This is a genomic window from Paenibacillus sp. FSL L8-0158 (genome assembly GCF_038592965.1).
Taxonomy (GTDB): Bacteria; Bacillota; Bacilli; order Paenibacillales; family Paenibacillaceae; genus Paenibacillus; species Paenibacillus polymyxa_D.
Window position 1 is genome coordinate 571,684 of sequence record NZ_CP151949.1, and the last position, 24,761, is coordinate 596,444.

General features: G+C 47.2%; 23 protein-coding genes. 16 read left to right on the forward strand and 7 right to left on the reverse strand.

Annotated elements, in window-relative coordinates:
- The first annotated feature begins 1 nt into the window (after window position 1).
- Window positions 2-1,294, forward strand: coding sequence for a homocysteine synthase (locus tag NSQ68_RS02555; protein ID WP_342427861.1), 1,293 nt, complete (start codon window positions 2-4; stop codon window positions 1,292-1,294).
- Between the two features lie 194 nt (window positions 1,295-1,488).
- Window positions 1,489-3,153: an FAD-dependent oxidoreductase gene (locus NSQ68_RS02560; protein ID WP_342427862.1), complete on the forward strand. Its 1,665-nt coding sequence runs from the start codon at window positions 1,489-1,491 to the stop codon at window positions 3,151-3,153.
- On the opposite strand, the gene NSQ68_RS02565 is transcribed toward NSQ68_RS02560, so the two are convergent.
- Window positions 3,138-3,506: a VOC family protein gene (locus NSQ68_RS02565; RefSeq protein WP_103046838.1), complete on the reverse strand. Its 369-nt coding sequence runs from the start codon at window positions 3,504-3,506 to the stop codon at window positions 3,138-3,140. The two genes, NSQ68_RS02560 and NSQ68_RS02565, sit on opposite strands and share 16 nt — an antisense overlap.
- 164 nt (window positions 3,507-3,670) lie before the next feature.
- Here NSQ68_RS02565 and NSQ68_RS02570 point away from each other — a divergent pair, with 164 nt between their 5' ends.
- The 6 genes from NSQ68_RS02570 (at window position 3,671) to NSQ68_RS02595 (ending at window position 9,453) form a co-directional block, all read left to right on the forward strand.
- Window positions 3,671-3,976, forward strand: a complete 306-nt coding sequence (locus NSQ68_RS02570; protein WP_238794843.1) for a hypothetical protein — start codon at window positions 3,671-3,673, stop codon at window positions 3,974-3,976.
- Between the two features lie 340 nt (window positions 3,977-4,316).
- Window positions 4,317-4,439: a hypothetical protein gene (locus NSQ68_RS02575; protein WP_256026045.1), complete on the forward strand. Its 123-nt coding sequence runs from the start codon at window positions 4,317-4,319 to the stop codon at window positions 4,437-4,439.
- A 98-nt stretch (window positions 4,440-4,537) separates the two neighbouring features.
- Window positions 4,538-4,846, forward strand: a complete 309-nt coding sequence (locus tag NSQ68_RS02580; RefSeq protein WP_023986779.1) for a hypothetical protein — start codon at window positions 4,538-4,540, stop codon at window positions 4,844-4,846.
- A gap of 729 nt (window positions 4,847-5,575) precedes the next feature.
- Window positions 5,576-7,078, forward strand: coding sequence for an HD domain-containing phosphohydrolase (locus NSQ68_RS02585; protein WP_342427863.1), 1,503 nt, complete (start codon window positions 5,576-5,578; stop codon window positions 7,076-7,078).
- 175 nt (window positions 7,079-7,253) lie between these two features.
- Window positions 7,254-8,699 carry an ATP-binding protein gene (locus tag NSQ68_RS02590; protein WP_342427864.1) on the forward strand — a complete coding sequence of 482 codons (1,446 nt, stop codon included), beginning with the start codon at window positions 7,254-7,256 and terminating at the stop codon, window positions 8,697-8,699.
- A 46-nt stretch (window positions 8,700-8,745) separates the two neighbouring features.
- Window positions 8,746-9,453 (forward strand): NAD(P)H-binding protein, encoded by a 708-nt coding sequence (locus NSQ68_RS02595; protein ID WP_342427865.1) that lies wholly within the window; start codon window positions 8,746-8,748, stop codon window positions 9,451-9,453.
- Window positions 9,454-9,559: 106 nt separating this feature from the next.
- On the opposite strand, the gene NSQ68_RS02600 is transcribed toward NSQ68_RS02595, so the two are convergent.
- Window positions 9,560-10,810: a DUF4179 domain-containing protein gene (locus tag NSQ68_RS02600; RefSeq protein ID WP_342427866.1), complete on the reverse strand. Its 1,251-nt coding sequence runs from the start codon at window positions 10,808-10,810 to the stop codon at window positions 9,560-9,562.
- Entirely contained in the window at window positions 10,807-11,334 is a 528-nt protein-coding gene (locus NSQ68_RS02605) for a sigma-70 family RNA polymerase sigma factor (RefSeq protein ID WP_307351998.1), read from the reverse strand. The genes NSQ68_RS02600 and NSQ68_RS02605 overlap by 4 nt, the downstream gene beginning before the upstream one ends.
- Before the next feature lie 265 nt (window positions 11,335-11,599).
- On the opposite strand from NSQ68_RS02605, the gene NSQ68_RS02610 reads away from it, so the two are divergent.
- A complete protein-coding gene (locus tag NSQ68_RS02610; protein WP_013308546.1) occupies window positions 11,600-11,980 on the forward strand; it encodes a RidA family protein in 381 nt (126 codons plus the stop codon).
- Between the two features lie 104 nt (window positions 11,981-12,084).
- Here the strand turns inward: NSQ68_RS02610 and NSQ68_RS02615 are convergent, their stop codons facing one another.
- A complete protein-coding gene (locus tag NSQ68_RS02615) occupies window positions 12,085-12,840 on the reverse strand; it encodes a tryptophan-rich sensory protein (protein WP_342427867.1) in 756 nt (251 codons plus the stop codon).
- A gap of 243 nt (window positions 12,841-13,083) precedes the next feature.
- On the opposite strand from NSQ68_RS02615, the gene NSQ68_RS02620 reads away from it, so the two are divergent.
- The 3 genes from NSQ68_RS02620 (at window position 13,084) to NSQ68_RS02630 (ending at window position 16,108) form a co-directional block, all read left to right on the forward strand.
- Window positions 13,084-14,034, forward strand: coding sequence for a bile acid:sodium symporter family protein (locus NSQ68_RS02620; RefSeq protein ID WP_342427868.1), 951 nt, complete (start codon window positions 13,084-13,086; stop codon window positions 14,032-14,034).
- Window positions 14,035-14,282: 248 nt separating this feature from the next.
- The gene (locus tag NSQ68_RS02625; RefSeq protein ID WP_342427869.1) at window positions 14,283-15,407 is read left to right on the forward strand and encodes an NADH-dependent flavin oxidoreductase; all 1,125 of its coding nucleotides are present in this window, start codon (window positions 14,283-14,285) and stop codon (window positions 15,405-15,407) included.
- A 113-nt stretch (window positions 15,408-15,520) separates the two neighbouring features.
- Complete coding sequence (locus NSQ68_RS02630; protein WP_342427870.1) at window positions 15,521-16,108, forward strand: GNAT family N-acetyltransferase; 588 nt, start codon at window positions 15,521-15,523, stop codon at window positions 16,106-16,108.
- Here NSQ68_RS02630 and NSQ68_RS02635 read toward each other — a convergent pair.
- Window positions 16,038-17,696 carry a response regulator gene (locus NSQ68_RS02635; protein ID WP_342427871.1) on the reverse strand — a complete coding sequence of 553 codons (1,659 nt, stop codon included), beginning with the start codon at window positions 17,694-17,696 and terminating at the stop codon, window positions 16,038-16,040. The two genes, NSQ68_RS02630 and NSQ68_RS02635, sit on opposite strands and share 71 nt — an antisense overlap.
- Window positions 17,697-17,703: 7 nt before the next feature.
- Window positions 17,704-19,518, reverse strand: a complete 1,815-nt coding sequence (locus NSQ68_RS02640; protein ID WP_342427872.1) for a histidine kinase — start codon at window positions 19,516-19,518, stop codon at window positions 17,704-17,706.
- 208 nt (window positions 19,519-19,726) lie between these two features.
- Between NSQ68_RS02640 and NSQ68_RS02645 the strand changes: the two genes are divergently transcribed.
- From NSQ68_RS02645 to NSQ68_RS02655, 3 genes are all read left to right on the forward strand, one after another.
- Window positions 19,727-20,608 carry a sugar ABC transporter permease gene (locus NSQ68_RS02645; RefSeq protein WP_029515990.1) on the forward strand — a complete coding sequence of 294 codons (882 nt, stop codon included), beginning with the start codon at window positions 19,727-19,729 and terminating at the stop codon, window positions 20,606-20,608.
- A complete protein-coding gene (locus NSQ68_RS02650) occupies window positions 20,609-21,445 on the forward strand; it encodes a carbohydrate ABC transporter permease (RefSeq protein ID WP_342427873.1) in 837 nt (278 codons plus the stop codon).
- Window positions 21,446-21,666: 221 nt separating this feature from the next.
- The gene (locus NSQ68_RS02655; RefSeq protein ID WP_307352033.1) at window positions 21,667-22,962 is read left to right on the forward strand and encodes an ABC transporter substrate-binding protein; all 1,296 of its coding nucleotides are present in this window, start codon (window positions 21,667-21,669) and stop codon (window positions 22,960-22,962) included.
- Window positions 22,963-23,043: 81 nt separating this feature from the next.
- On the opposite strand, the gene NSQ68_RS02660 is transcribed toward NSQ68_RS02655, so the two are convergent.
- Window positions 23,044-23,583, reverse strand: a complete 540-nt coding sequence (locus tag NSQ68_RS02660; RefSeq protein ID WP_342427874.1) for a dihydrofolate reductase family protein — start codon at window positions 23,581-23,583, stop codon at window positions 23,044-23,046.
- A 105-nt stretch (window positions 23,584-23,688) separates the two neighbouring features.
- Between NSQ68_RS02660 and NSQ68_RS02665 the strand changes: the two genes are divergently transcribed.
- Complete coding sequence (locus tag NSQ68_RS02665; RefSeq protein ID WP_342427875.1) at window positions 23,689-24,642, forward strand: YafY family protein; 954 nt, start codon at window positions 23,689-23,691, stop codon at window positions 24,640-24,642.
- The last annotated feature ends 119 nt before the right edge of the window (window positions 24,643-24,761 follow it).

Sequence of the window (24,761 nt, forward strand, 5' to 3'; positions counted from 1 at the left end):
TATGTCAGAAGAACGCAAGCTGTCATTCGAAACTCTCGCTGTCCATGCCGGGCAACAAATTGATCCTACTACCTTTGCCCGCGCCGTTCCGTTGTATCAAACCACTTCATATGGATTTCGGGATGCCGAGCATGCAGCTGATTTGTTCTCGCTGAAAGAATTCGGCAACATTTATACGCGTCTGATGAATCCGACCACGGATGTATTTGAGCAACGGATCGCCGCGTTGGAAGGAGGGGCTGGCGCGTTGGCAACGGCTTCGGGTGCGGCGGCGATTTCCTTCTCCATCCTGAACATTGCGGGAGCTGGGGATGAAATTGTGTCGGCCTCCAGTCTGTATGGCGGTACATATAATCTATTTTCTACGACACTGCCGAAATTGGGTATTAAAGTACATTTTGTCGATTCGGATGATCCAGAGAACTTCCGCAAAGCCATTACGGATAAGACGAAGGCATTATTTGCCGAAACGATTGGTAACCCACAGGGCAATGTGCTGGATGTGGAAGCTGTAGCGGCGATTGCGCACGAATATGGTATTCCGCTGATTGTGGATAACACGTTCCCAAGTCCTTACTTGTTGCGTCCTATTGAATACGGAGCGGACATTGTCGTGCATTCTGCAACGAAGTTTATTGGCGGACACGGTACGTCTATTGGTGGGGTGATCGTGGACAGCGGCAAGTTTGACTGGAAAGCGAGTGGTCGTTTCCCGGGGCTGACTGAGCCGGACCCGAGCTACCACGGAATTGTTTATACTGAGGCGGTGGGACCTATCGCATATATTATCAAGGCACGGGTGCAATTGCTGCGGGACTTGGGAGCGGCCATTTCTCCGTTCAATTCATGGCTGCTGCTTCAGGGCTTGGAGACACTTCATCTGCGGTTGGAAAGACATAGTCAAAATGCCTTGAAGGTAGCGCAATATCTCGAAGGTCACAAGGATGTGGAGTGGGTCAGCTACACCGGGTTGCCGAGCCATCCGTCCTACGCATTAGCTCAAAAGTATTTGCCGAAAGGACAAGGAGCAATCCTGACCTTTGGTATTAAGGGTGGAAGCCAGGCGGGAAGCAAGCTAATTGCGAATGTAAAGCTATTTTCTCATTTGGCGAATGTAGGTGATTCCAAGTCTTTGATTATTCATCCGGCAAGCACAACGCACCAGCAGTTGAATGAGGAAGAACAGGTTGCTGCCGGAGTCAAACCGGAGCTGTTACGCCTATCTGTCGGGACAGAAGCAATAGACGATATATTGTACGATCTGGAGCAGGCGATCGCGGCCAGCCAGCAGTAGTATCAGTAGTCGAACACTTCTTAGACCAAGCGTGACAAAGCATTCGTGTGGCATTCGCAAGTGGTTTTTCGACCCAGATCAGTATTCGTTCAATGTTAGTTAGGCGGGGGGCAACCTCCGTCTTTTTTGCGTATTGACAACATACCCCCATAGGTATATATTATACCCCGTAGGGTATATGAGGAGGGGAAGAAGTGGGTAGAAAAATAGTTATTATTGGCGGGGTAGCAGGTGGAGCTTCTGCTGCTGCGAGATTGCGTAGATGGAATGAGGAAGACGAGATTATTCTGTTTGAACGCGGAGAGCATGTTTCTTTTGCGAACTGTGGCCTTCCCTACTATATTGGCGGGGCAATCCCTGCGCGGGGGAAGCTGTTTCTCCAGACACCTCAAGGGATAAGAGACCGTTTTAATATAGATGTGCGGGTACTGAAAGAAGTGATACAAATAGACCGCGAGCAGAAGGTCGCCCATTTCCGCGATATGGTTACAGGGGAAACAGATGAGCAGCCATACGATATTGTGGTATTGTCGCCGGGAGCCAAACCGATGATACCGGACATTCCCGGATTACATGAAGCTATGAATCTATTTACATTAAGAAATATTCATGATACGGACGTTATTAAGGCATATGTAGATGAAAGACATCCAAAGCATGTCACGGTGATCGGGGCCGGATTTATTGGGCTGGAGATGGCCGAGAATTTGCGGGAGCGTGGACTTGCAGTAACTATTATTGATATGGGACAACAATTATTGAATCCGCTGGACCCTGAAATGGCTAAATTGGTAGAACAGCATATGAGACTGAACGGGGTGGAGGTGCGTTTAGAGGAAGGAGTCACGGCTTTTGAAGAGCAGGGTGCACAACTTCGTTTGACCTCCGGGGGTGTGCTCCAGACGGACATGGTTATTCTGGCGATCGGTGTTGTTCCTGAAAATGAGTTGGCCAAGCAAAGCGGATTAGAACTTGGTTTTCGCGGCGCCATTCAGGTCAACGCCCACCTGCAAACCAGCGATCCGGCCATTTATGCGGTGGGGGATGCCATCCAGGTCAAGGATCGCAATCATGGGTTTGCAACGATGGTATCGCTAGCTTGGGGAGCCAATCGTCAGGGGCGTTTGGCAGCGGATCATATTAACGGTCAGGCAATTTCTTATGATGGGGCGCTCGGAACATCCGTCATTAAGACCTTTGCATTGACTGCAGCATCTACAGGTAATAATGAAAAAACATTACAGCGGCTGGGCGTTCCTTATCAGGCTGTTCATATTCATCCCGGTTCGCATGCTGGTTATTATCCTGGCGCATCACCCATCGCTATGAAGCTGCTTTTTAATCCCGAGGATGGGATGGTCTATGGGGCTCAGGCTGTTGGAGCTGATGGAGCAGACAAAAGGATTGATGTCATTGCGACGGCTATTCGTGGTCATTTGAACGTCCGAGAACTGGCTGATATTGAACTTGCTTACGCACCTCCCTATTCTTCAGCAAAAGACCCTGTGAATATGGCGGGCTACGTGGCTTCGAATATCATGGATGGGCTGGTCCAAACGATACAGTGGCATGAAGTTGACGATTTTCACCGCAAGGGTGGTCTTATTATTGATGTTAGGGATGCAGTGGAGCTACAGGCAGGAGCGATTCCAGGTTCGATTCATATTCCTCTGGCCGAGATTAGAGAGCGGATGGCGGAAATCCCTAGTGATCTGGAGATCGCGGTATCCTGCCAAGTTGGTCTGCGAGGCTATATTGCGGCCCGAATTTTGACCCACTACGGTTATCGGGTGAGGAACGTTGATGGTGGCTATAAGACGTATTCGGTTATGGCTGGACGTGATCATCTCTTAAAATAGTTCATCACCCATCCAATCTGGTTGAGGTGATCCGTTACTTCGCCGTGCAGCGCACCGAAGAAAGTATCTTGTAGCTCCACGGTAACGGTACCTTTTTCTGCTAGTGCGCGGTAAGCCTGCTTAAGCTCGTCCTCACTTTCACAGTCGAGAATGATTTGTACATGCTGCGCTTTCAGCGGTTTACCGTAGGAATCCGAAAAATGGATATGACTGCTACCCAGGTGAAGTTCAGCGTGCAAGAGTCTGCCTTCCTGCTTGTTTAGCACTTTGATTTTTCCGCCTAAAACCGATTGGTAATAGTCAATTGACTGCTGCACATCGTTTACAATGACAAAAGGACTTGCACTTCTCATGGAATCATTTCCTTTCCTGTCTTTAATGTAGGATTGCTACTGTACATTATTTACGTTACTTGCAGAGTTTACCCCTTTTCTGATCAAATTATGGCTTGGTTCACTGTGTGACGTCTGTTACAATAGAAGAGGCATATACGAATGGATAGAAAAGAGGTTGAACAGTGGGCACTTCAGTGATTTGGGAAGCAGTTATATATTGGGTAATCTTGGTGATTTCCGCTCTGTGCGTGATCGCAGTATCTGGTAGTCGGAAGACGGCAAGCACGATTATTTTGGCGCCCGTTGTTTTATTCTGTACCATATTTATGATGCAGGGCTCGGTGTTTACTGCCATGCAGCACCCGACGATGGGGTCTAATGTTGGTTTGGGTATGGCATTTCTGACAACATGGGTAGTCAGCGGAATATTGTTTGCTGTAGCGCTTGTAATTGCTTTTATTAAATATAGCAAGAAGAACAAGGCGTAATTTAGCCCTAACCTCAGATGAATAAAGGCTTTCGGTGATGTGCCGAAAGCCCTTTTTGTATTCCTTTTTAACCATGCAGGATGTCTCCGCTTATCTGCGTCTTCTCATAAGCAACACAACGACCAGCACGACGATGATCACGATCAACAGGAATTTCATATTCGATAACCTCCTTGGTCTGTCTCATATTTGGTATTAACCATTTTTAGTTAGTATGCACCGATGGATCTCAAGCAAGTATGTATTGTCGAGTTCTTGGGGAAATTTAGAATGTGGGATCAAAAAGAGGTTTACAGGCTTAGCTGGAAAGTGTATACATAAAGTAAGGGAGGCGATTGCCATGAGTGATCGTGCATTTCATTTGTTCTATATTATTTTCTTAACGGTTCTGGCACTTGGAAGTGTTGGTGGAGTCGCCTGGTGGCTGCGCTCTGTCGGTCGTCAAGAGAAGGAAAAAAACTAAATTCAACATGGGAATACAAGCCCAGTGCATCTTCCAGTAGGAGGGTGCATTTTTATGTGTTATAATGGGAACATATGTTCTTTGTAGGAGGGAAGACGATGTTGCCAGATTTGGAACGAAAGCTGCTACGTATTTTGTATAATTATTTCGCCCAGCATCGGCACATGCCCACAATGGCGGAATTGACCGTAAAAACGGGCAAGCGAGACGCTGAAATTACAGTCGCCTTGCGACATATGGAACAGGAGCGCTACATCACTTGGGAAAACAATTCGGGTACCCAACATGTTGTTTTACTGGAAGGATGGGAGCGTCCCTCGACCCAAAGGCGCACTCAAGCGGAAACAAGACGTTCCACTACGCAAACGATGCCGCCCGATGGTACAGAATATTGGACGAATTATTAAAAGGTATATAAAACTGGAGAATTAATGAGTTTTTAAGGTGCATATCATTTAGTTTTAAGAAAGCGAGACTATAATGACCCTATTAACCCCTTTTTGATCAAGCTATAGGCCCTGCCGATGTATCGGCGGGGTCATTTTTTTGTTCATGATACGGCTTCCGTAAAATGAAAAATCCCCCGGGGATCATCCGGAGGATGGGTGCAGTTTGCATATACTGCACAGCTTGCCCAAACTTCATCGTTTGATGGCATAATATATATTCAACCCCTGCTACCTTGCATTATATGGTCAGCATGTTCATAAGGGGCAGTGTGATTCCACTGTTCATTTTCCAAACGACAAAAGCCCTACCTCTCTTTCGTCCTTGCGGCTCCGATGACCGCGCCAGTGTGAATGTGAAAATCTTCGGCAAAAGCTCAAAATTCTACATTAGGGTTATACATAAAATTTGGAGAAGCTCCATACGGTGATTAGGAGTAATAGCTTGTTGCGTGGAATCTTATGGGGTTAATACATACTTTAATAGTATAGCAAGAATATTTCTAAAACACAAGGTGTGTTTAGTTTCTTAATTAAGAATAGCATGATTTCCCATCTGTAAATTGCAGAATAAAAGCCGTCTTCGTATTGTAAAATGCTCAAGCAAGAAGGTAAACTTTTGATGGTTGGACTCCGATATTGAATACACAAGATATTTTAGAGTGTACGGATGAAAAGAGGGGTAGCAATTTGCCGACCTATAAGCGCTTTATTCAGCATGTTATCCTGAACTATATTATAGGTTCGTTTATCGCTGTATTGTTGGTAGGTATGATTTTTGTATTTTCCACGTTAAATGTAGCCCACTATGAAATTCTGGGTCTTGTTAAAATTATTGCATTTTCCAGCGTCTTTATGATTGCTTGTGAAACCATAGTGTTTCGAATCCATTTGAGACCGGTTCATCGTTTTTTTCTAGGTAACCAGGAAACGCTCAAGGATGTAGAAGCGGTGTATATCCGGGTTCATCATCTGCCTAATTTGTCAGTTTTACGTATTGTAGGACCGCATTTGTTAGGCTTCTCTATCCCGGCAACCGTCATTGCGTTATGGATGATACATACTGGACAACTTACCTTTCCCTTGTATTATGTAGGAATCGCCTGTATAGGAGCTTGTCTGGTCGCTTCGATGCACGCACTGGTTGAATTTTTCCTGACAATGAGAGCAATCAAACCACTGCTGGAGGAAATCCGGGATCGAACCTACCAGCGATATGGATTAAATCTGTCTCTGCGAGGACGAGTCCTGCTATCGCTTCGGCATAAATTTCAGTTAAGTGCGACGCTCATTGGTGCTTTTCCTTTATTTTTATTTTGTTTAGCTACACAGATTCGCTTGGAACGTTTGGAGGCGGCGAATTCTAGTTCCTATTGGGCATGGGCGGGTATGATTTTAATTTTTGGTGTAGCCTTTGCTTATCTGGGAGGTAGGTTGCTGACTCGTGAGATCGAACAGCCGATCCACCACCTGCTGGAAAAAATGAATGAAGTGAAGGAAGGCCGCCTGAACAGTAATGCTAGCGATTTGTATTCGGACGAATTTGCGGAGCTGGTCGAAGGATTTAACATGATGATCGAGGGCCTGAAGGAACGGGAAGAAAAGAACGGTCAGCTATTGGACAGTTACTTCGCCACCTTGGCGGCAGCACTGGATGCACGAGATGCCTATACGGCAGGACATTCTTTGCGTGTAGCTGAATACTCTGTACTCATTGGGCGCAAGGGAGGTTTGAATGAGACGGATCTCGACTTGCTGCGCAAAACAGCCTTGCTGCATGATATCGGTAAAATCGGCGTGGCTGACGCTGTGCTGCTCAAGGACGGCAAGCTGACGGACGAGGAGTTTGATCAGATTAAAATGCACCCGGTTATGGGGGAGAGCATTCTCCGGCAAGTTGAACCGGCTTATGCTATGGCCCCTTATTTGCCTGGCGTGCGCTCGCACCATGAACGTTATGATGGCAAGGGATATCCTGATCAGCTCGCTGGGGAAGATATCCCCTTATTTGGGCGAATTATTGCTGTAGCGGATGCTTATGATGCAATGACGTCTAATCGCCCCTATCGGCAAGGTATGAAGGAAGAGAAGGCGGTTATGATATTGGAAGAGGGAAAGGGAACCCAATGGGACCCTTATTTTGCCGAATTATTTGTCAAGGAGTGGCGCCGGAACAAAGGCATCACAAGCTGACTCTATAGGTATCAGCACATTAGGGCGAGCCATTGAGGTTCGCTTTTTTATATAGGGAGGTAAGCATCTTTTGACATGTCGAAAGATGGGGCTTCATGTTATGATGTACAAGAAAGGCAGACGAGGTTAACATAGGCCTGGCATCCAATTTTTTGCGCTATGGGAGTGTGAGTCCATGCAATTTTCAATGATGTTTTTAATGAATTTAGGGATGCTGATTGCCGTTGCCTATGTGGCGAACGTGATTTATAAATATGGTTTGAGTCGTACCTCTTCGCGGTTCAAATATGTCAGCTCCGTCCTGCTAGTGATATTTGGCGGATGGGTCAGCTCTTGCTTTGGTTTTAACTTTAGTGAAACGGTTATTTTTGATCTGCGTTTTGTACCGCTGATTATCGCGGCATTGGTGTATCCCCGCTCCTATACGCTTATTATTATTGGGGTCGCAATCGGACTTACGAGATTTACCTTTGGTCTGCATATGGCGGCGTGGGTTGGCTTTTTGAATATGAGCATTCTGGGCGTCCTGTGCGCCGGATTGAACTACTGGATGCGGCGTTCCACCTGGCGTCTGATTATTAAGGCATCGGTGACTATTTTAGCGGTTAATATCGTAAATACGTTAAATATTGCCTGCCTGGGCGTCATTCCCTGGCGCTATTATGTAGCGGAGGTTGTTCCTCTGACACTGCCAATTGGCATCGTCCTCAGTTTTCTATTTGCTCTGATTTTACGGGATTTTCAGATGGAGCAACAGCGGAATCATCAGATTAAGCAGGCGAATGAGTTGTTATCAGAGCAGCGAGATGAGTTGCAGAAGGCAAAGGTCATTCTAGAGGAACGTGCCAAGCAACTGATGATGGCTTCCCAATATAAATCGGATTTTATGGCAACGATGTCGCATGAGTTACGTACACCTCTTAATAGCATCATTAATCTGGCGCAGATTATCAACGAGCAGGGAAAGGAACTGGATGAGGACGAGTTATACCAGTACAGCGATCTCATCTATGCCTCGGGGCATGATTTGCTCCAACTGATCAACGACATTCTGGACTTGTCCAAGGTCGAGGCTGGACACATGGAAATCGTAAGTGAGCCGGTCAATGTGCGTGAGATTGCGCAGGTGATGATGATGCAGTTTGAAGTCACTGCGAAGGATAAAAACCTGGAATTCAGCTTAAAGGAGCATGAGCCTATACCGAATGAAATTCTGTCCGATTCCAAACGAGTACAGCAAATTTTGCGTAATCTGTTGTCCAATGCCTTTAAGTTCACTCATGAAGGACGTGTATTGCTAGAAATGAGTACACAGCATCTGGATCAAAAGGGGCAAGAGGGAGATTGGGTTGTATTTGCTGTAAAAGATACGGGCATCGGTATTTCCAAGCTTCAGCAACACGTTATTTTTGAGGCATTCCAGCAGGCGAACGGTTCCATTAATCGTAAATATGGAGGAACGGGGTTGGGATTGTCCATCAGCCGTGATTTTTCTCGCTTGTTGGGCGGGTTTATCCGTTTGGAGAGTGAGGAGGGGAAGGGAAGTACGTTTTCCCTATACCTACCCATGTGTCCGTCCGTAAGCAAAGAGGCGGACGAACAACCCTTTAAATTAACCTAATCGCAATTGCAGGAGCAGGAGCGTTATGGCACAAAGGAGGTCTATCATGGAACGTAAAGCGGTCGTAGTGGGTGCAACAGGGCTTGTCGGGGGTTATGTTGTACGAGAGCTGCTGGTGCAAAAGGAATACAACCGCGTCATGGCTATGGGCAGACGTCCGTTGGACATCAAGCACCCCAAGCTGGAGCAGGCGCTTATCGATTGGGAACAGCCACAGAAAGCGGCGTTCGCCTTCGAAGGGGTGGATGATGTTTTTTGCTGCCTTGGGACAACGATGAAAAAGGCTGGCTCCAAGGAGCAGTTTCGTCAGGTGGATCTGGACTATCCGGTGCTGGCTGCCCAGTTGGGCAAAGAGGCTGGTGCTGTACAGATGCTAGCTATCTCAGCGATGGGGGCCGATCCAGATTCACGCGTGTTTTATAACCGCACCAAGGGTGAGGCTGAAGAGGCGCTTGCCGCTATCGGGCTGTCTGCGCTGCATTTGTTCCGTCCGTCGCTGATTTTGGGCGCGAGACCTGAACGACGTTTGGGCGAAGCCGCTGCCGCTGTTGTCATGAAAGCGCTGGACGGTCTGATGACGGGCAAGCTGGCTTCCTACCGTGCCATCCCGGCTTCGGTCATCGCACGAGCCATGGTACGAATCGCTCTTGCGCAGGCGAGCGGCGTACATATTTATCCGAACGACATCATTCGGGTCATCGGTGCGGAACTAACATCCGATGATGAGGAACCTGGTTCAGGAACGGGTACTTGATGAGAACATGTAAAACCACGGCTAGGGTTAAAATGAAATAACGCCGCTGTTGCCCGATGATTCGGACAACAGCGGCGTTATTTGTATTTTATGGGTGGTTTGTGTTTTACGGCACATCTATCGTAATCTCTAATTCATCAATGTAATGGCGTGTCCAGTTGCCATGAGCATCGAGCAGGGCACTACCTCCTGGTTGTGTTGGCAAGATATACGGCTTGAAAATGATCTTCTGGGGAGTGTCCACAAAAGGAGTAAACAGGGTGATCATTTTGCTGTTACGTTCTTTGGTAAGAGGGACTCCAGAGCCGCTCAGGAGCTGTAGTTCTCTTCCATGCTCGTCGAATACAGCATACTCAAGCATATCCAATTCCTTTTTGGTGTACTGGATCGTTTGTCCGTTTTTGATGTAATTGTACTCTCGCTCCACGGTGTAATCATCCGGCATATGTGCAATATCGGTCAGCATTTTGAACGATGTTGTGATCTTGGTCGTGATGGGGGTCATTTCTACCTTTTCTGCCGTAAATGCAAGATGCGGATTAGACTTGCTTATTTGCAGCTGAAGTATCTTATTATTTATTTTAGTTTTGTGAACCGTGGTTTGTATGCGAAACGGATCGGCTACACCTTTTAACTTTGCATATACCTCTAGCTCAAACTGATCTGGTAAGACGGGTTTACCACTGGCAGAGTCACGCATATACGCAATCAGCATAGAATTACTGTCTTTGCCTGGGCGGCCATACATGAAATTAAAGGAACCATTATTGCTATTGACCGATGTTCCATTGATGAACAGGTCCACTTTCTCTAGAATGTCCTCTTCGGGCTGTCCTTGTGTATGGATGGCCGGATATAGGGTTTGATGTTGTGAATCTCCGCCGCTCTTTTCCAACGCTACGACCAAGCGTGTCCCGTCAAATATGATTTGTGGTACCTTTAACGTAATACCGCTATGGGTAACACTGAGATTCGAGGAAGTTGCCAACCCTCTCTGATCAGCGGTTTGCAGCCCGAGATCCCCAGCAAGCCTGAACACGCTGTCTACAAGGGGAACCTGTTTCAATGATTCTGCCATTATTGGCGAAACAAAGGCGCTACCAATGATCATAACGCTAATGACAGCCGCAGAAGCAGCGACAATTGCGGTTCCCCGAAGAAATCTTTTGACCGGTCGATGTAAGGAAGGCGATTTGGACAACGGCTCCACATCCGATTCCATTTGTGTGTAAAATGCATCTAAGCGTTCTCTTACCAAATCGGGAATCATTACCGTGTCGGCTTCCAAGTTTTCTTTTTCGGATTGTAATTTCCGATCCAGCTCTTGATTCTGTTTCTCAAACTCTGAAGGGATCATTGAAAGGTCGCCTTCCTTTCTCCGCGATTTTGTAGCAGGTCCATTAATGTTCTGCGAGCACGGTGCAATCGTGTTTTGACGGCCCCCTCTGATACATCCAGTACCTCTGATATTTCTCTGATCGGCATATCCCGCAAATAGTGCAGGGAAATTACGGTTCGCATGGATTCCTCCAAGTGGTCGATGGCCTCGCGCAGTTCGATTTTTTCATATCCGCCCGAGGTGGAGGGTTCCTTTATAAATTCGGCCACGGGTACGATCCGTTTTTGCTTGCGGATAATGAGATGGCACTCATTAATGAGGATGCGAAGCAGCCATGTTTTAAAATAGCGAGGTTCACGCAGCTCACCCAGAGACTGGTATGCCTTGAGCATCGCCTCTTGCATTGCGTCCGCGCAATCTTCATTGCTGTGAAGAATGGAACGCGCCATGCCATACATATCGGATTCCATATGTTTCATCAAGGTGACGAATGCCTTGCGGTCCCCCTGCCTTGCTTGGTGTAAGTTTGTTTCGAGATTCAAAGGATGGTGCTCCTTTCCCGCCTATACTTAGCTATGATCATTGTACCTGTATCTGGATTTGTAGAATTTATTTTGTAGCAGGTTACAGGAGTTAGATGATACATAGACGCTAAAGGTTACAACGGATATAAAAAAATATAGCAACGTGGCAACGGGATGTCTTAATAGAAACCCGGTTCGTTAATCTGTCGCACGGAATAGTGGCTTTTGGACTTCACATGCTATAATACGGTGAACTAGTATCAGGAAGGAGAATCCAACCCATATGAAAAAAACAATTGCTACTGAAAAAGCACCCGGTGCTATCGGCCCTTATAGCCAAGCGGTAGAGGCAGGCGGGTTTATTTACACTTCGGGACAGCTTGGACTGAATCCGGCAACAGGTGAGTTTGGTAAGGATGTACAGGAGCAGGCACGCCTGTCCTTGAGCAACGTACAAGCCATTCTGGAAGCGGCAGGCAGCAACATGAACCAGGTTGTGAAAGCGACTGTATTCCTGAAGGACATGAACGATTTTGTCAGCGTCAATGAGGTGTACAGTTCTTTCTTTGAGCAACCCTATCCAGCACGCAGTGCGGTGGAGGTAGCCCGTCTGCCTAAGGATGCACTGGTAGAGATTGAAGTCATTGCATTGAAGGGCGAATAGTCTGGTAGATCCGTGATAAAATGAATAAACAAAGCAAGCGAGCTTGGGCTAGATGATTCAGACCCAAACTCGCTTGTTTTTGCTAGTAGATATCAATAGTTTCTTTAATCCCGGTCGCGATTACGGGCAAAGAACAGCCACAGCGCGTACACCAGAATGATTGCCGCCAAGATCAATGCAGCCAGCCGTACATTTTCATGGTTCGGATGCTCGACGGCGATGGCGACATAGGCCCATACAAATACGAGAGGATAAATGCTGTCACGATAAGGGAAGCTGACCATGATCGCCAATACGGTGCCGATGAGCAGGATAATGATCGCCCATGTCGTATCGCTGAGTCCCCAGCCACTCCACTCATTCTTTTCCAGTGCCACTGCAATATTGATAATAGTAGCAACGGATACCCAACCGAGGTTGAGGCTGAACGGTAGCTTGACGAACCACATTTCTCCGCGGGTTGGCTGAGGTGTGCGGGTACGTACATACACGACGCCCAAGGAAAGCAAGTATAAAATAATAACGATGACGCACAGTTCTACGTATACATACTGCCAGAGGAAAATCCAGATGATATTGAAAATACAGCCTAGAATAAAAAAAATACCGATGGACTGAACGCTTGTCTTCTCTTGCCCTGTAGGTATAGCTTGGTACACGACAAAGCAGGCGAGCAGCACGTAGATGACCGACCAGATGGAAAAAGCGTAACCCGCTGGGGTGATCAAGGTAGGGTACATGTTGGATACAGCAGCAGTACTTCTGCCACCGATAGGAAGTGTAGAAGCCAGAAAGTTAACGAGAACGACAGCGATAAATGCAATAATATTCCACCATTTATACGGGTGGCTTCGTGACATAGGGATATCTCCTCCTCAACGAATGATGATCCAAAATGACCGACTGGTCACAATCTTCTACTATGAATATACCCACTTTGCTTTCGAATATGTCCGAACGGGGAAAAGTTTCTTGATCTCGGCATAATCATAAAAAGTTGTATGTATATGCAGTCATATGTAGTACAATGATAAAAATTTTAAGCACTATATAAGCTGGATTTCCTTAAATTCAACTTGTATAGAAGTAAGGAGATAAGTAGAATGAATGGCTTGGAGAAAGTAGGGAAATTTGTAGGAGGAACCTTTTCCATCTGGGTACTTTTATTTGCATGCTTGGGATTTTTCTTTCCTGCGGCGTTTACAGGGATGAAAGGATACATACAGTTATTTCTGGGCATTGTCATGTTCGGGATGGGGCTAACTTTATCTGCGGCTGACTTTCGCGAAGTATTCCGGCGTCCAGTGGATGTGGCTATTGGTGTGGTCGGGCATTATCTGATTATGCCGTTTCTGGCCTTTGGATTGGCATTAGTATTGCAGCTGCCACCGGATATTGCGGTAGGTGTCATTTTGGTAGGCTGTTGCCCGAGTGGAACCGCGTCCAACGTAATGACGCTCTTATCCAAAGGCGACGTGGCGTTGGGGGTATCGATTGCTTCAGTATCGACGCTGATTGCTCCACTGGCTACCCCGGCCATGATTAACCTGCTTGCTGGACGTTGGATGAATATTGATGCGAAGTCGCTGATCATGGACATTCTCATCGTAGTTATTGTCCCCATTGTGCTGGGTGTTATCGTCAAGTCGCTATTTCGCAAACAGGCAGAAGCCAGTGTTCAGGCGCTGCCGCTCATATCAACACTGGTGATTATGCTCATCGTAGCTATTGTGATTGCAGGCAGCAAAGGCAAGATTTTGGAGACAGGTCCGATTATTTTTTGTGTGGTTATTTTGCATAACGGAATCGGGTTCCTGCTTGGATATTGGTTTGCCAAGCTGTTCGGCATGGATCTTTCCAAGCGTAAAGCTGTTACGCTGGAAACGGGAATGCAGAATTCCGGACTGGGCGCTGCGCTGGCAGCAGCTCATTTTAACCCAATTGCTGCTGTACCGAGTGCGATTTTTAGCGTGTGGCATAATATTTCCGGCTCGTTGCTCGCGACTTGGTTTTCCCGCCGGGAGGAGAAGAAAAGCACAGCCGGGAAGCATTAAGCTTTGTTAGTGGCTTGTGCCAAGTGGCTACGGTTCAGCTTTTTCGAACAGTTTGGGGATGGTCAGAAAGGATAGATTTGACTTTATAGTTGCGGATCATTATACTGTGGTTATTATAACCACTGTATTTAAGTAAGCAACAGTAGTTTGAGTTCGTTATGGAGGAAAACTACATCGAATTCGTATTCGGCTTCATGCTCAACAGCCTTATATTATCTGATCTGATTTAACTGAAGGAGAGAGAAAGAATGAACCCAAAATATAATTCTCTATTTGAAGCTTTTACCCTGCCATCCGGTGTTACGTTGAAGAACCGTATTACCATGGCACCTATGACTAACTTTGCTTCCCACGAAAATGGTGAAGTCAGTGACGAGGAACTGGCATACTACCGTGAACGTTCCGGTGGTGTGGGCGCGGTTATTACCGCTTGTGTGTATGTAACTCCAGATGGTAAAGGATTTGTTAATGAGTTCGGTGCGGACAAGGATGAAATGATTCCGAGTCTGCGCCGTCTGGCGGATACGATTCATCAAGAGGGCGCGAAAGCGATCCTGCAAATTTATCATGGTGGCCGTCTGTGTCCACCGGATCAGATTCCAGACGGACAACCGATTAGTGCAAGCGCAGTAGCCGAGGAAAAAGAAGGGGCACCTGTGCCGCGTGAAATGACATCTGACGATATCCACCGCGTCATCCGCGCCTATGGCGAAGCAACTCGCCGCGCGATTGAAGCAGGCTATGATGGTGTGGAGCTGCACGGAGCGAACGGTTACCTGGTGCAGCAGTTCTTCTCCCCGCATTCCAACATTCGTACTGATGAATGGGGAGGAAGCCTTGAGAAACGATTGACTTTCCCGCTGGCGGTTGTTCACGAAGTGAAAAAAGTTATCGCAGAGCATGCGAAGCGTCCATTCATTTTCGGTTACCGCTTGTCTCCTGAGGAAGGACACACGCCAGGCATCACGCTGGATGATACGATGGTGCTTGTAGACCGTCTGGCGGATCAAGGGCTGGATTACCTGCACATTTCCGTAAATCATTTCTTCGGTGGTTCGTTCCGTGACCGTAGTGACGAACGGTCACGTACCGTTCTCATCCATGAGAAGGTAGGTAACCGTGTGCCGATTATGGGAGTCGGATCGCTGAATACACCGGACGAGGCGCTTGCAGCACTGGAGACAGGTGTACCGCTTGTATCGCTGGGACGTCCGCTTTTGATGGAGCCGCAATGGGTTCAGAAGGTGCAAAACGGCACAGAAGATACCATTCGCACGACCTTATCCAAGCAAGCTCAGCAGGAGCTAGTTATTCCTGACTATTTGTGGGGTGTGTTGACGACCCTTCCAGGCTGGATGCCTGTTACAGACTAAATTTTGAATGATGGAGATACCCTAGGCTGCTCTCATGCACCTAGGGTATTTTCCTATCTCGTGACCGCGAACACAACAATGATAGGAATAACTGAGAAAGAAGGAAACTGACAATGTTGCATGAAGCTAATGGCGCGATTTTGATGAAGTCCACCCATCCGGGGCTACAGATTCGACTGTTACAAGTAAGTGATGCAGAACGTTTATTAGAGATCAGACGTGAAAATTTTGATTTTTTCAAACCGTTCGAGCCAGAACGACCTGAAATTTACTTTACCCTGGAAGAACAGGCGCGTCTGATTTCCAACGGTTTGGAAGCAGCACAAGCCGGACAGGGATATACGTTTGGACTTTTTTTGCCGGAAAATAATAAGCTGATTGGCAGAATGGAGCTGTCGGGTGTCGCTAGAGGCCCCTTTCAAAACGCCAATCTGGGCTACTTTGTAGATCCTGCTTACCACGGACAAGGCTATGCTACTTCCGCAGTGAAGGATATTGTACGCTACGCCCTGAATGAGTTGGAATTACACCGTATTCAAGCTGGAGTGATGCCAAGAAATACGCCTTCCAATCGAGTGATGGAAAAGGCAGGATTTCGCCGCGAAGGGCTAGCTCTCAACTACTTGAAGATTAATGGTGTGTGGGAAGATCACGTGCTGTATGCGATAACGGCTGAGGATTTGCAGAATGGCGTCTTCTGAACTCGCCAGGCGTGACCCCTTCCAGTTTTTTGAACACCTTGCCAAAATATTTTTCATCCTGATAACCGACCATACCGGCAATATGATGAAGGCGCAGCTTGTCATTCAGCAGTAATAGCTTTGCCTTGCCCATCCTGATCTGGCACAAATAGTCCGACAGATTAACTCCGTACTCCTGCTTGAATTTACGAGAAATATATTCCCGACTGAGGTAAAAGCGGCTCGCCATATCCTGTAGAGAAATGTCCTCGTCGTAGTGTGCATCCAGATAGCGGGCAATATCACGGATGGTCGGGTTGTTTGGACTATGGCTTGGTGTAAGTGCCTGACCGGCTGCCAGCAGTCGGTTTTCGACCTGTCTTTGCCATAAGGGCAACGAAAGCATGCCGCGGTTATCGACCGGCAAGGCATGGATGGAGCCGGACTCATCTGCCATCTCCTCGCCATCGGTATCCCCGGGTCTGTCATTCAGCCAGCGGGCCAGCATCCAGTCCAGCTCCTGATTCCAACTGGCTAGCTGCTCTGCTGTAACCGAAGGCAACTCGGCTACGGCTGCTATCCAGCGGCCTACCGCTATAGACACACGACTGGCATTACAGCTGAGCGCACTAAGCCGTAGTTCCTCTTCCATGTCAGGTAACTGGGGAAGACGAATGCTCTGCCGTGTCTGGGAACTCTGGTGCATCCAGTCGGCTTGCAACACATCCCGTTTCCACAACGCTTGCCTTGCCTCTTGGTAGGCAGTCGCTGCCGCTATGGGAAAGGCACCAAAAGAGCCAACCCCGATGTGCATGTAGCACCGCAAAGCGGTTTTGATTCCTGTATGAATATCCTGCAAGAGTGTTGGCCAACGAGATGGATCGCCCCAATATAGTAGAATAATTTCGTCCATACGCTCCAGATGACGGAATGCAACTCCGGTTTGAGAAGTTCCGAGAAATTCGTTGCAGATGTTAGTGAGGGAAAAGCTCAAAAGCGCACGGCGCGTTTTATATTTGTCCAGTATATCGGCATCCAGCTGAGTGGTACTCATCACAGCTGCATTACATATCTGAATAGCTGCGGGAAGACGGAGCTCCTCACGTAAGGGCGTAATGGAAAGAGGGGTATTCGCTATACCGGAAACGATTTCAGTCAGGAGCTTATCAGCATAGTGTGGCCTCATCCGATTGACCTCCATGGCCTGCATCGTCTGCCTGTTCCGGTCTTGCTCTGCTGTCCGCCAAGCTTGAGTGGCTTTTTTTACAGCCTCGTTAATCTCCACTGGATCCACGGGCTTAAGAATATAGTCCATGCCTCCCCGGCGGATGACCTGTCGAACCAATTGAAAATCATCATAGCCACTGACCACCACGACTCTGGTTGCTGGGGAATTAACTTGAATCCACTCCATCAGTGCTATTCCATCCTTGCCGGGCATCCGCATATCCGTGAGTACAACGGGTGGGGAAAGGGCGGTAATGACCTCAATCGCCTGATCGCCCGACTCAGCTTCAATCACCTCGCTCACACCGCAAGCTTCCCAATGTACGAGCATCCGTATGGCATGGCGCACATGCTTCTCATCATCCACAATCAGGACTTTCATTGACAGATCACTCTCCCTTAATATGAATCTCTGTATGGGCTTCAGTGCGAATTTCGAGTGTGTACCGGACACCATGAGGCAGAATGTTGTCTACGCACAGGGTGTTAGAACCATCCTCCGAGTGAAGCTGAATACGCAATAGAACATTACGAAGGCCAATGGAGTCCTGCTCGCTAGTGTCTGGCTCCTCGTAGGCTTTTAGCGGACGTTTTAACATATGCTGGAGTTGCTCCAACTCGGCTTGTGGTATGTTAGTTCCGTTATTTTCCACTGTTATTTTCACAATGCCTTCCCGGATTCGGCTGCCTGTAATGCGAATTTCACCGGGCCCCAGCCGGGGATCGGCACCGTGTTTAAAGTAGTTTTCCACCAACGGTTGGAGAATCATTTTAGGTACCCGATCATTCAGGACCTCATCCTCCAACTGGTAAGTGACTTCTAATTGCTCACCGAAGCGTTCCTTTTGTAAATCAAGATATTGTTTTACATGTTCGGCTTCTTCCTTAAGTGTAACGACCGTATGGTCCCTCATATTATAGCGCAGCATTTTGGCAAGGGAAGAGAGCAGCGAATAAATTCGCGGCACCTCATGCTGTAGAGCCAGGGTTCCAATAGACTGTAGCGTATTATATAAAAAGTGAGGATTAATCTGTGCCTGAAGCGCTTTCAATTGATGTGTCTTGTTAGCCAGCTCCAGCTTGTATTCCCGCAAAATGAGGTTATTGATGGTATCCATCATCTGTCTGAAACGGCGCGACAGTACTCCGATTTCATCGTTACTCATGGCCCGAATGTCTACATCCAGTTGACCGGACTGAATCTGGTTTATGTAGCGAGTCAGTCGCTTAATAGGTGCCGTGATTTTTATCGAAATCCATAACGTGGCAACAATGGCAAGTAGCAATGCTGCGCCTGTAATGACCGCATTGATCTGAGTCAGGCGGGTAGCCCGTAAATACAGCGTACGATGTGGAATTTTCTTGACGAGTGTCCAGCCTGACAAGTTGGCATCCAGCTTGCCGTACACGTGCAGTGCTGTATCATCCTCAATCACTCCGTGCTCGCCTTCTTTAGAAATTCGATTGAGCAGGTCAGATTCCTTCCAGTGTGTTCCAATTGATGCTTCTTTTCCGCTATATATGATCGTTCCGTTTCGATCGATCAAAAACAGCTCCTCTGTATCCGCATCATACAATTGACGGCAAATACTGCGCAGCGGCTCCAGATCAACATCTATAGCCAGTACCCCAAGCGTCTCTAAGGCTGGAATGTTCCGAATCGCCCGATGAAGTGTAAATACCTGCTGCTCTGTGCTGTGCTCCGCATAGGAAACCGCCGAAAAGCCGTACAAATGCTTCATATGCGTGGGCTGTATGAACAGTCCGGAAGGGCCGTAATGAATAAAACCGGTAAAGGGCTCCAGCCGGAATTCCCGTAGAGGAACCGTGCTGGTAATCAGCGTAGATTGCCCGGCCTCAAAAGAATGCAAATACACCTGGTCAATGCCTGACGTAGCATTCATCATCGTTTGCAGAGTGGTGTATATTTCAGCGACGGCCCGGTAATCATCCGGGATTTTGGCCAGATTACGCAGAAAATGAGGGTCATTATAGACTCCGATGGACGCGCGATTCAAACCCTGTAAATAGTTATCCAAATTCGTAATTCCCTGAAAAATAAGCCGTTCATTTTCTTGTGTGGCCTGCTCCCGCAAGGATTGCTTGGTGAGAACGAAGGTCATGGTCATCGACAGCAGCAGCGGCAGGGTGACCGCAATGAGCAAAAACCAGATTAGGCGAGAACGAATACTGTAAAATTTCATGCAGTGAGCTCCTTTCACAATTCAAGGCGAGCCAGAGGTCAATATTTTCCCCCCTAATGGTTCACGATCCTACGTGTTCTCGAGAGCGCTTATTCGACATAATGAACATGTGAATCGCATATCCTTACGGTCCAAACATCATACTGCTGAAAGAAAGCCGTAAGGGAGCGTTCCAGACACCAACAGACAACATAAGGGGGGGATCGGTTTGAATCGCGCCAAGTCGTCGCAATGGCTACAGCAATGGATTTTTGTAGGGCCGTCGACGTTATTTTTCGTTATCATTATTGTAATCCCTTTCATGCTCGGAATGTACTATTCTTTTACAGAGTGGAATGGAGTTGCCAATCAGGCAAAGTGGGTCGGGTTGGATAATTTCAGTCACATTTTATGGAATGATGACAAATTTGGGACAGCGTTCTGGTTTACGGTCCGTTTTACGGTGGTAGGAGTGGTGGCTGCGAATATTTTTGGTTTTCTGCTGGCGTACTTTCTAACCAAACCGCTGAAAACAAAAAATGTACTAAGGACCATCTTTTTTATGCCCAACGTGATCGGAGGTCTGTTGCTGGGCTTTATCTGGCAGTTTATTTTCGTCAAGGGATTTGCAGCAATCGGTGAGAGCACGAACTTGTCCTTCTTCAATCTGTCCTGGTTGGGAGATGAGATCACGGCCTTCTGGGGCATTGTAATCGTGTTTATCTGGCAAACTGCCGGGTATTTGATGGTGATTTATATCTCTTCCCTGACCAATGTGCCCCGCGATATGCTAGAAGCAGCCGAAATTGACGGAGCTAGCCGGATGCAAATTTTGCGGTCGATTATACTTCCTTTGATCATGCCTGCCGTTACGGTTTGTCTTTTCCTGGCGATATCATGGTCATTCAAAATGTTCGATCTTAATTTGTCACTGACCAAAGGCGGTCCCTTCGGGTCCACAGAGTCGGTTGCACTCAATATTTACAATGAAGCGTTTGTGAATAATCGTTATGGGCTGGGAACAGCTAAAGCACTCATTTTCTTTATCATTGTTGCTCTGGTTACGAGCCTTCAGGTACGACTGACGAAAAGTCGGGAGGTGGAAGCGTAAATGGAAACAAGCAAGCGCTACCGCTTTGGAACATGGGCGACCGAGATAGTGATGATCCTCGTCGCATTGTTATTCCTCGTCCCGTTTTACTTTTTATTCGTGAATTCGGTCAAAAGCTTTGGTGACCTGCTCACCGATTCTGCGGCCTGGCCACAAACCTTTGTATGGAGCAACTACGCTAGAGCGTGGAGCATCACGCGTTTTCCCGAAGCTTTATGGAATTCATTCGTGGTTACGGTAGTTAGTAATCTGCTGCTCGTACTGATCAGCTCAATGGCAGCTTACCGAATGGTCCGGCGTCCGACGCGTTATAATCGAGTGTTGTTCAGCCTGTTCGTAGCTGCCATGGTTATTCCTTTTCAATCGGTGATGATTCCTTTGGTCAAGGTTGTAAGTACACTGGATTTAATGAACAGTATAAGTGGTCTGGTCATCTGTTATCTGGGATTCGGAGCTCCAATGTCGATCTTTCTCTTTCATGGATTCGTCAAAGGTGTGCCAGTCGAGGTGGAAGAAGCAGCTACGGTGGACGGATGTACGCCTTACGGAGTGTTTTTCCGAATTGTGTATCCGTTGATGCTGCCGATGATGGTAACTGTTATTATTTTAAATACGCTCTGGATTTGGAATGATTATCTCCTGCCTTCTCTGGTACTGCAAAAGGCTGAGCTGCGCACGATTCCGATTGCGACCTATGCCTTTTTCGGACAATACACAAAGCAGTGGGATTTGGCCTTGCCTGCTCTGGTGCTGGGCATCTTGCCAGTCATCGCATTCTTTCTGGCTATGCAAGAATATATTATACAAGGTATTATGGCGGGTTCGGTCAAGGGTTGAGTGTGGGGATGAGCTGAAAATGTACACGGTGTGCCACTCCGCAAATGGAGGTGCTTACCATCGCTGTTGCCTCCAGATTTCCCTGAATAAACGAATGAAGGTAGGAATCTAGAGACAAAGGCGAGTGCTATCGCTTGTTCAGCACCATTCCGTTTGCTCCGTTTCCACATGAATTTTTCGAGTTCAACTGGTATGAATTTAAAATAGAAAGGAACATCAAAATGAAAACGCATACTTTTAAAAAGAAAGCACAAGCACTAATCTTGCTTCTCGCGGCCTTTGCCCTGGTTTTGGCAGGTTGTAACAGCAGTGGCGGACAAAACGCAGGCAAAGAGGAAGTGAAGGAAAAAACAATTCACATTTTTCAGTTCAAGGTAGAGATTGCAGAAGCGCTGAATCGCATGAAGGCGGAATACGAAGCATCTCATCCAGGGATCAAGCTCGATATTCAGACCGTGGGCGGGGGCAGTGACTACGGAGCGGCGTTAAAGGCGAAGTTCGCTTCCGGGGAGCAGCCGGATATTTTTAACGTAGGAGGTTACCGCGAGCTGGATACGTGGCTGGAATATTTGGAGGACCTGTCTGACCAGCCTTGGGTTGGGGATGTGGTCGATGTCGCCAAAGAGCCGATGACCAAAGACGGCAAGCTGTATGGCCAGCCGATGAATCTGGAAGGGTACGGCTTTATTTATAACAAGGATCTGTTCAAGAAGGCGGGGATTACGGAGACCCCTAAAACATTATCCGAACTGGAGGGAGCTGCGCAAAAGCTCCAAGCTGCAGGGATTACTCCATTTTCTAATGGATATCAGGAGTTTTGGGTGCTGGGCAATCATTTGCTGAACGTGGCATTTGCCAATCAGCCGGACCCTTCGGCCTTCGTCAAGGGACTGAATGATGGAACTGCAAAGATTCCGGGCAACGCTGTATTCGCCGAGTGGGTTAAGCTATTCGATCTGACACTGAAGTATGGCAATTCGAAGCCGCTCACGACCGATTACAACACGCAGGTAACGAACTTCGCCACTGGAAAGGCTGCCATGATGCAGCAAGGAAACTGGACTCAGGTCCAAATTGACGGAATTAATCCGAAGCTGAATCTGGGGATTTTGCCTATGCCGATTGGTGAAGACGCAACAGCCGGAGATAAGCTGTTTGTAGGTGTCGCCAACAACTGGGTGGTTAATAAAAATTCGTCTGTCAAACCCGAGGCGAAGGAGTTCTTAAACTGGATAGTGACATCCGAGCAGGGTAAAAAGTACATCACCAAGGAATTTAAGTTTATTCCAGCGTTCAAGAATATCGAAGGGACAGAGGCTGATATGGGCCAATTGGGTGCTGAAGTGGTGAAATACAGTAAGGAAAACAAACTGTTGGGCTGGTTCTTTAGCCGCTATCCTGAAGGAGCACAGCAAGAATTCGGGAGTCAGATGCAAGCCTATGTGGCAGGTAAATCGGATGCCGGGAAGCTATTCGAGGATTTCCAGAAAACATGGGATAATTTGAAGACCAAATAAGAACAAAAGCACGCGATAAAGCCTTCATATTTCAGGGAGATTGTATGATCCTGAAATATGAAGGCTTTTTTGCAAAATTAATTATATATGGTAATGGAGAAGAACAATATCCCCGCGGCGTTCTATTTCTTGGAGTTCAAATGTACTTGGTAGCGTTCCCTCTGGAAATAACGGTATTCCTTGTCCAAGCACTTTGGGAATGATCGCAATGATAGCTTTCTCCAGCAGTCCAGCTTGTAAGAAGGCCTGGACTAACTGGCCTCCACCGACTAGCCATACCGCACCTTCCGATTGTCCTTGCAGACGTGGAACCAGTTCAGTCAGAGCTTCGTCCGTAAATGTAACATGTGGCGCCTGCTGTTGCTCCGTTAATGCTCGTGTGAGCACATAGCATGGCTTTCCGGCATAAGGGAAATCATCTGAGAGCTTCAATACTTCCTCATACGTCAGCCTGCCCATCAGCACCGTATCAACGGTGTCGTAAAAGTCGGCATATCCATTGTCCCCGCCATCCCCTTTAACATCATACAGCCAGTCCACCGAACCGTCCGGCAAAGCGATATACCCGTCGAGACTCATGGCAATATACAGCACAACTGCGTTTGATTTCAAAACCTTCATAGTTCATTCACTCCTTTCTATATCCTAATGTTACAATGTATTTATGACATAGTATGTCGTAGTTAAACGTTCATTTTAAATTAATTTTGATTAGAGGGGTACCTTATGAACGAACGCAGAATTGCTCTTATGAGAATACTGGATTCCCAAAAAAAATATACGGCGCGTGAGTTGGCTGAACGTTTTGGTGTCTCCGTCAGGACGATACAAAGAGATCTCGACTATTTGCAGCAGACCGGGTTACCCCTTTATACCGAAATGGGTCCTCATGGTGGGTATCGGGCACTTCCCAATCGGCTTCTTCCTCCCCTTCATCTTGCTCGTGACGAGGCGTTGGGTCTTTTTCTCATGTTGCAACTGTTGGAGAACATTCCAGATATCCCTTTTGGCTTGGTTCGTGAGCATTTATCCGAGCACTATTATGCCGAACTTCCACAGGATGTGCAGGACAGCATCGATCAATTAAAGGAGTACATTTCTTTTCGTATGCTACCCACTCACGCAGAGTCACCCTACACCTCAATCATTTTGGAGGCTGCGCTGAATAAGCGCCGGGTGAACATGCATTACCGCTCCGCTTCCGGGGCAAAGTGGACTCAGGTATATCCGATTGGACTGTATTTTGATCACGGATATTGGTACATGCCAGCGCATAGCAGAGACCGCATCATTCTGTACCGTTCAGATCGGGTAATCACAATAACAATGCTGGACGAAACCTTGGACACCCTTCCTACACTTCAGGAATGGTTGGCTTCGGAGGATTCCCGTATAGGAATTCCGTCCAAAATAAAATTTACCGCATTGGGTGCCAGGCTGGCCGGATCAGATGCTCTCTTCCAAAATGTATCCCATCAGGAAGGGCAGGGTCAGGAATGGCAGGGATATATACCGGTCGAAGAGTTTAGATATGTGTCCAGGCTTCTGTTAAAATACGGGCCAGAGGCCGAGGTCGTATATCCCAAAGAACTGCGTGTACAGGTCAAGCAACTGTTGCAAGACAGCCTGAACCCTTATCTGAAGGATGCAAAAGCGGATGATGAAGAAAAAGACAATTAATCCTGTAAATTGATTCTCTTATTTATAGTTAACCACATGAATATTTAAGGTTATTGACTTATGACTTTCCATTTATTTTTGTGATAAAGTTTTGAAAAGAGCCCGTTTTCGTATATGAT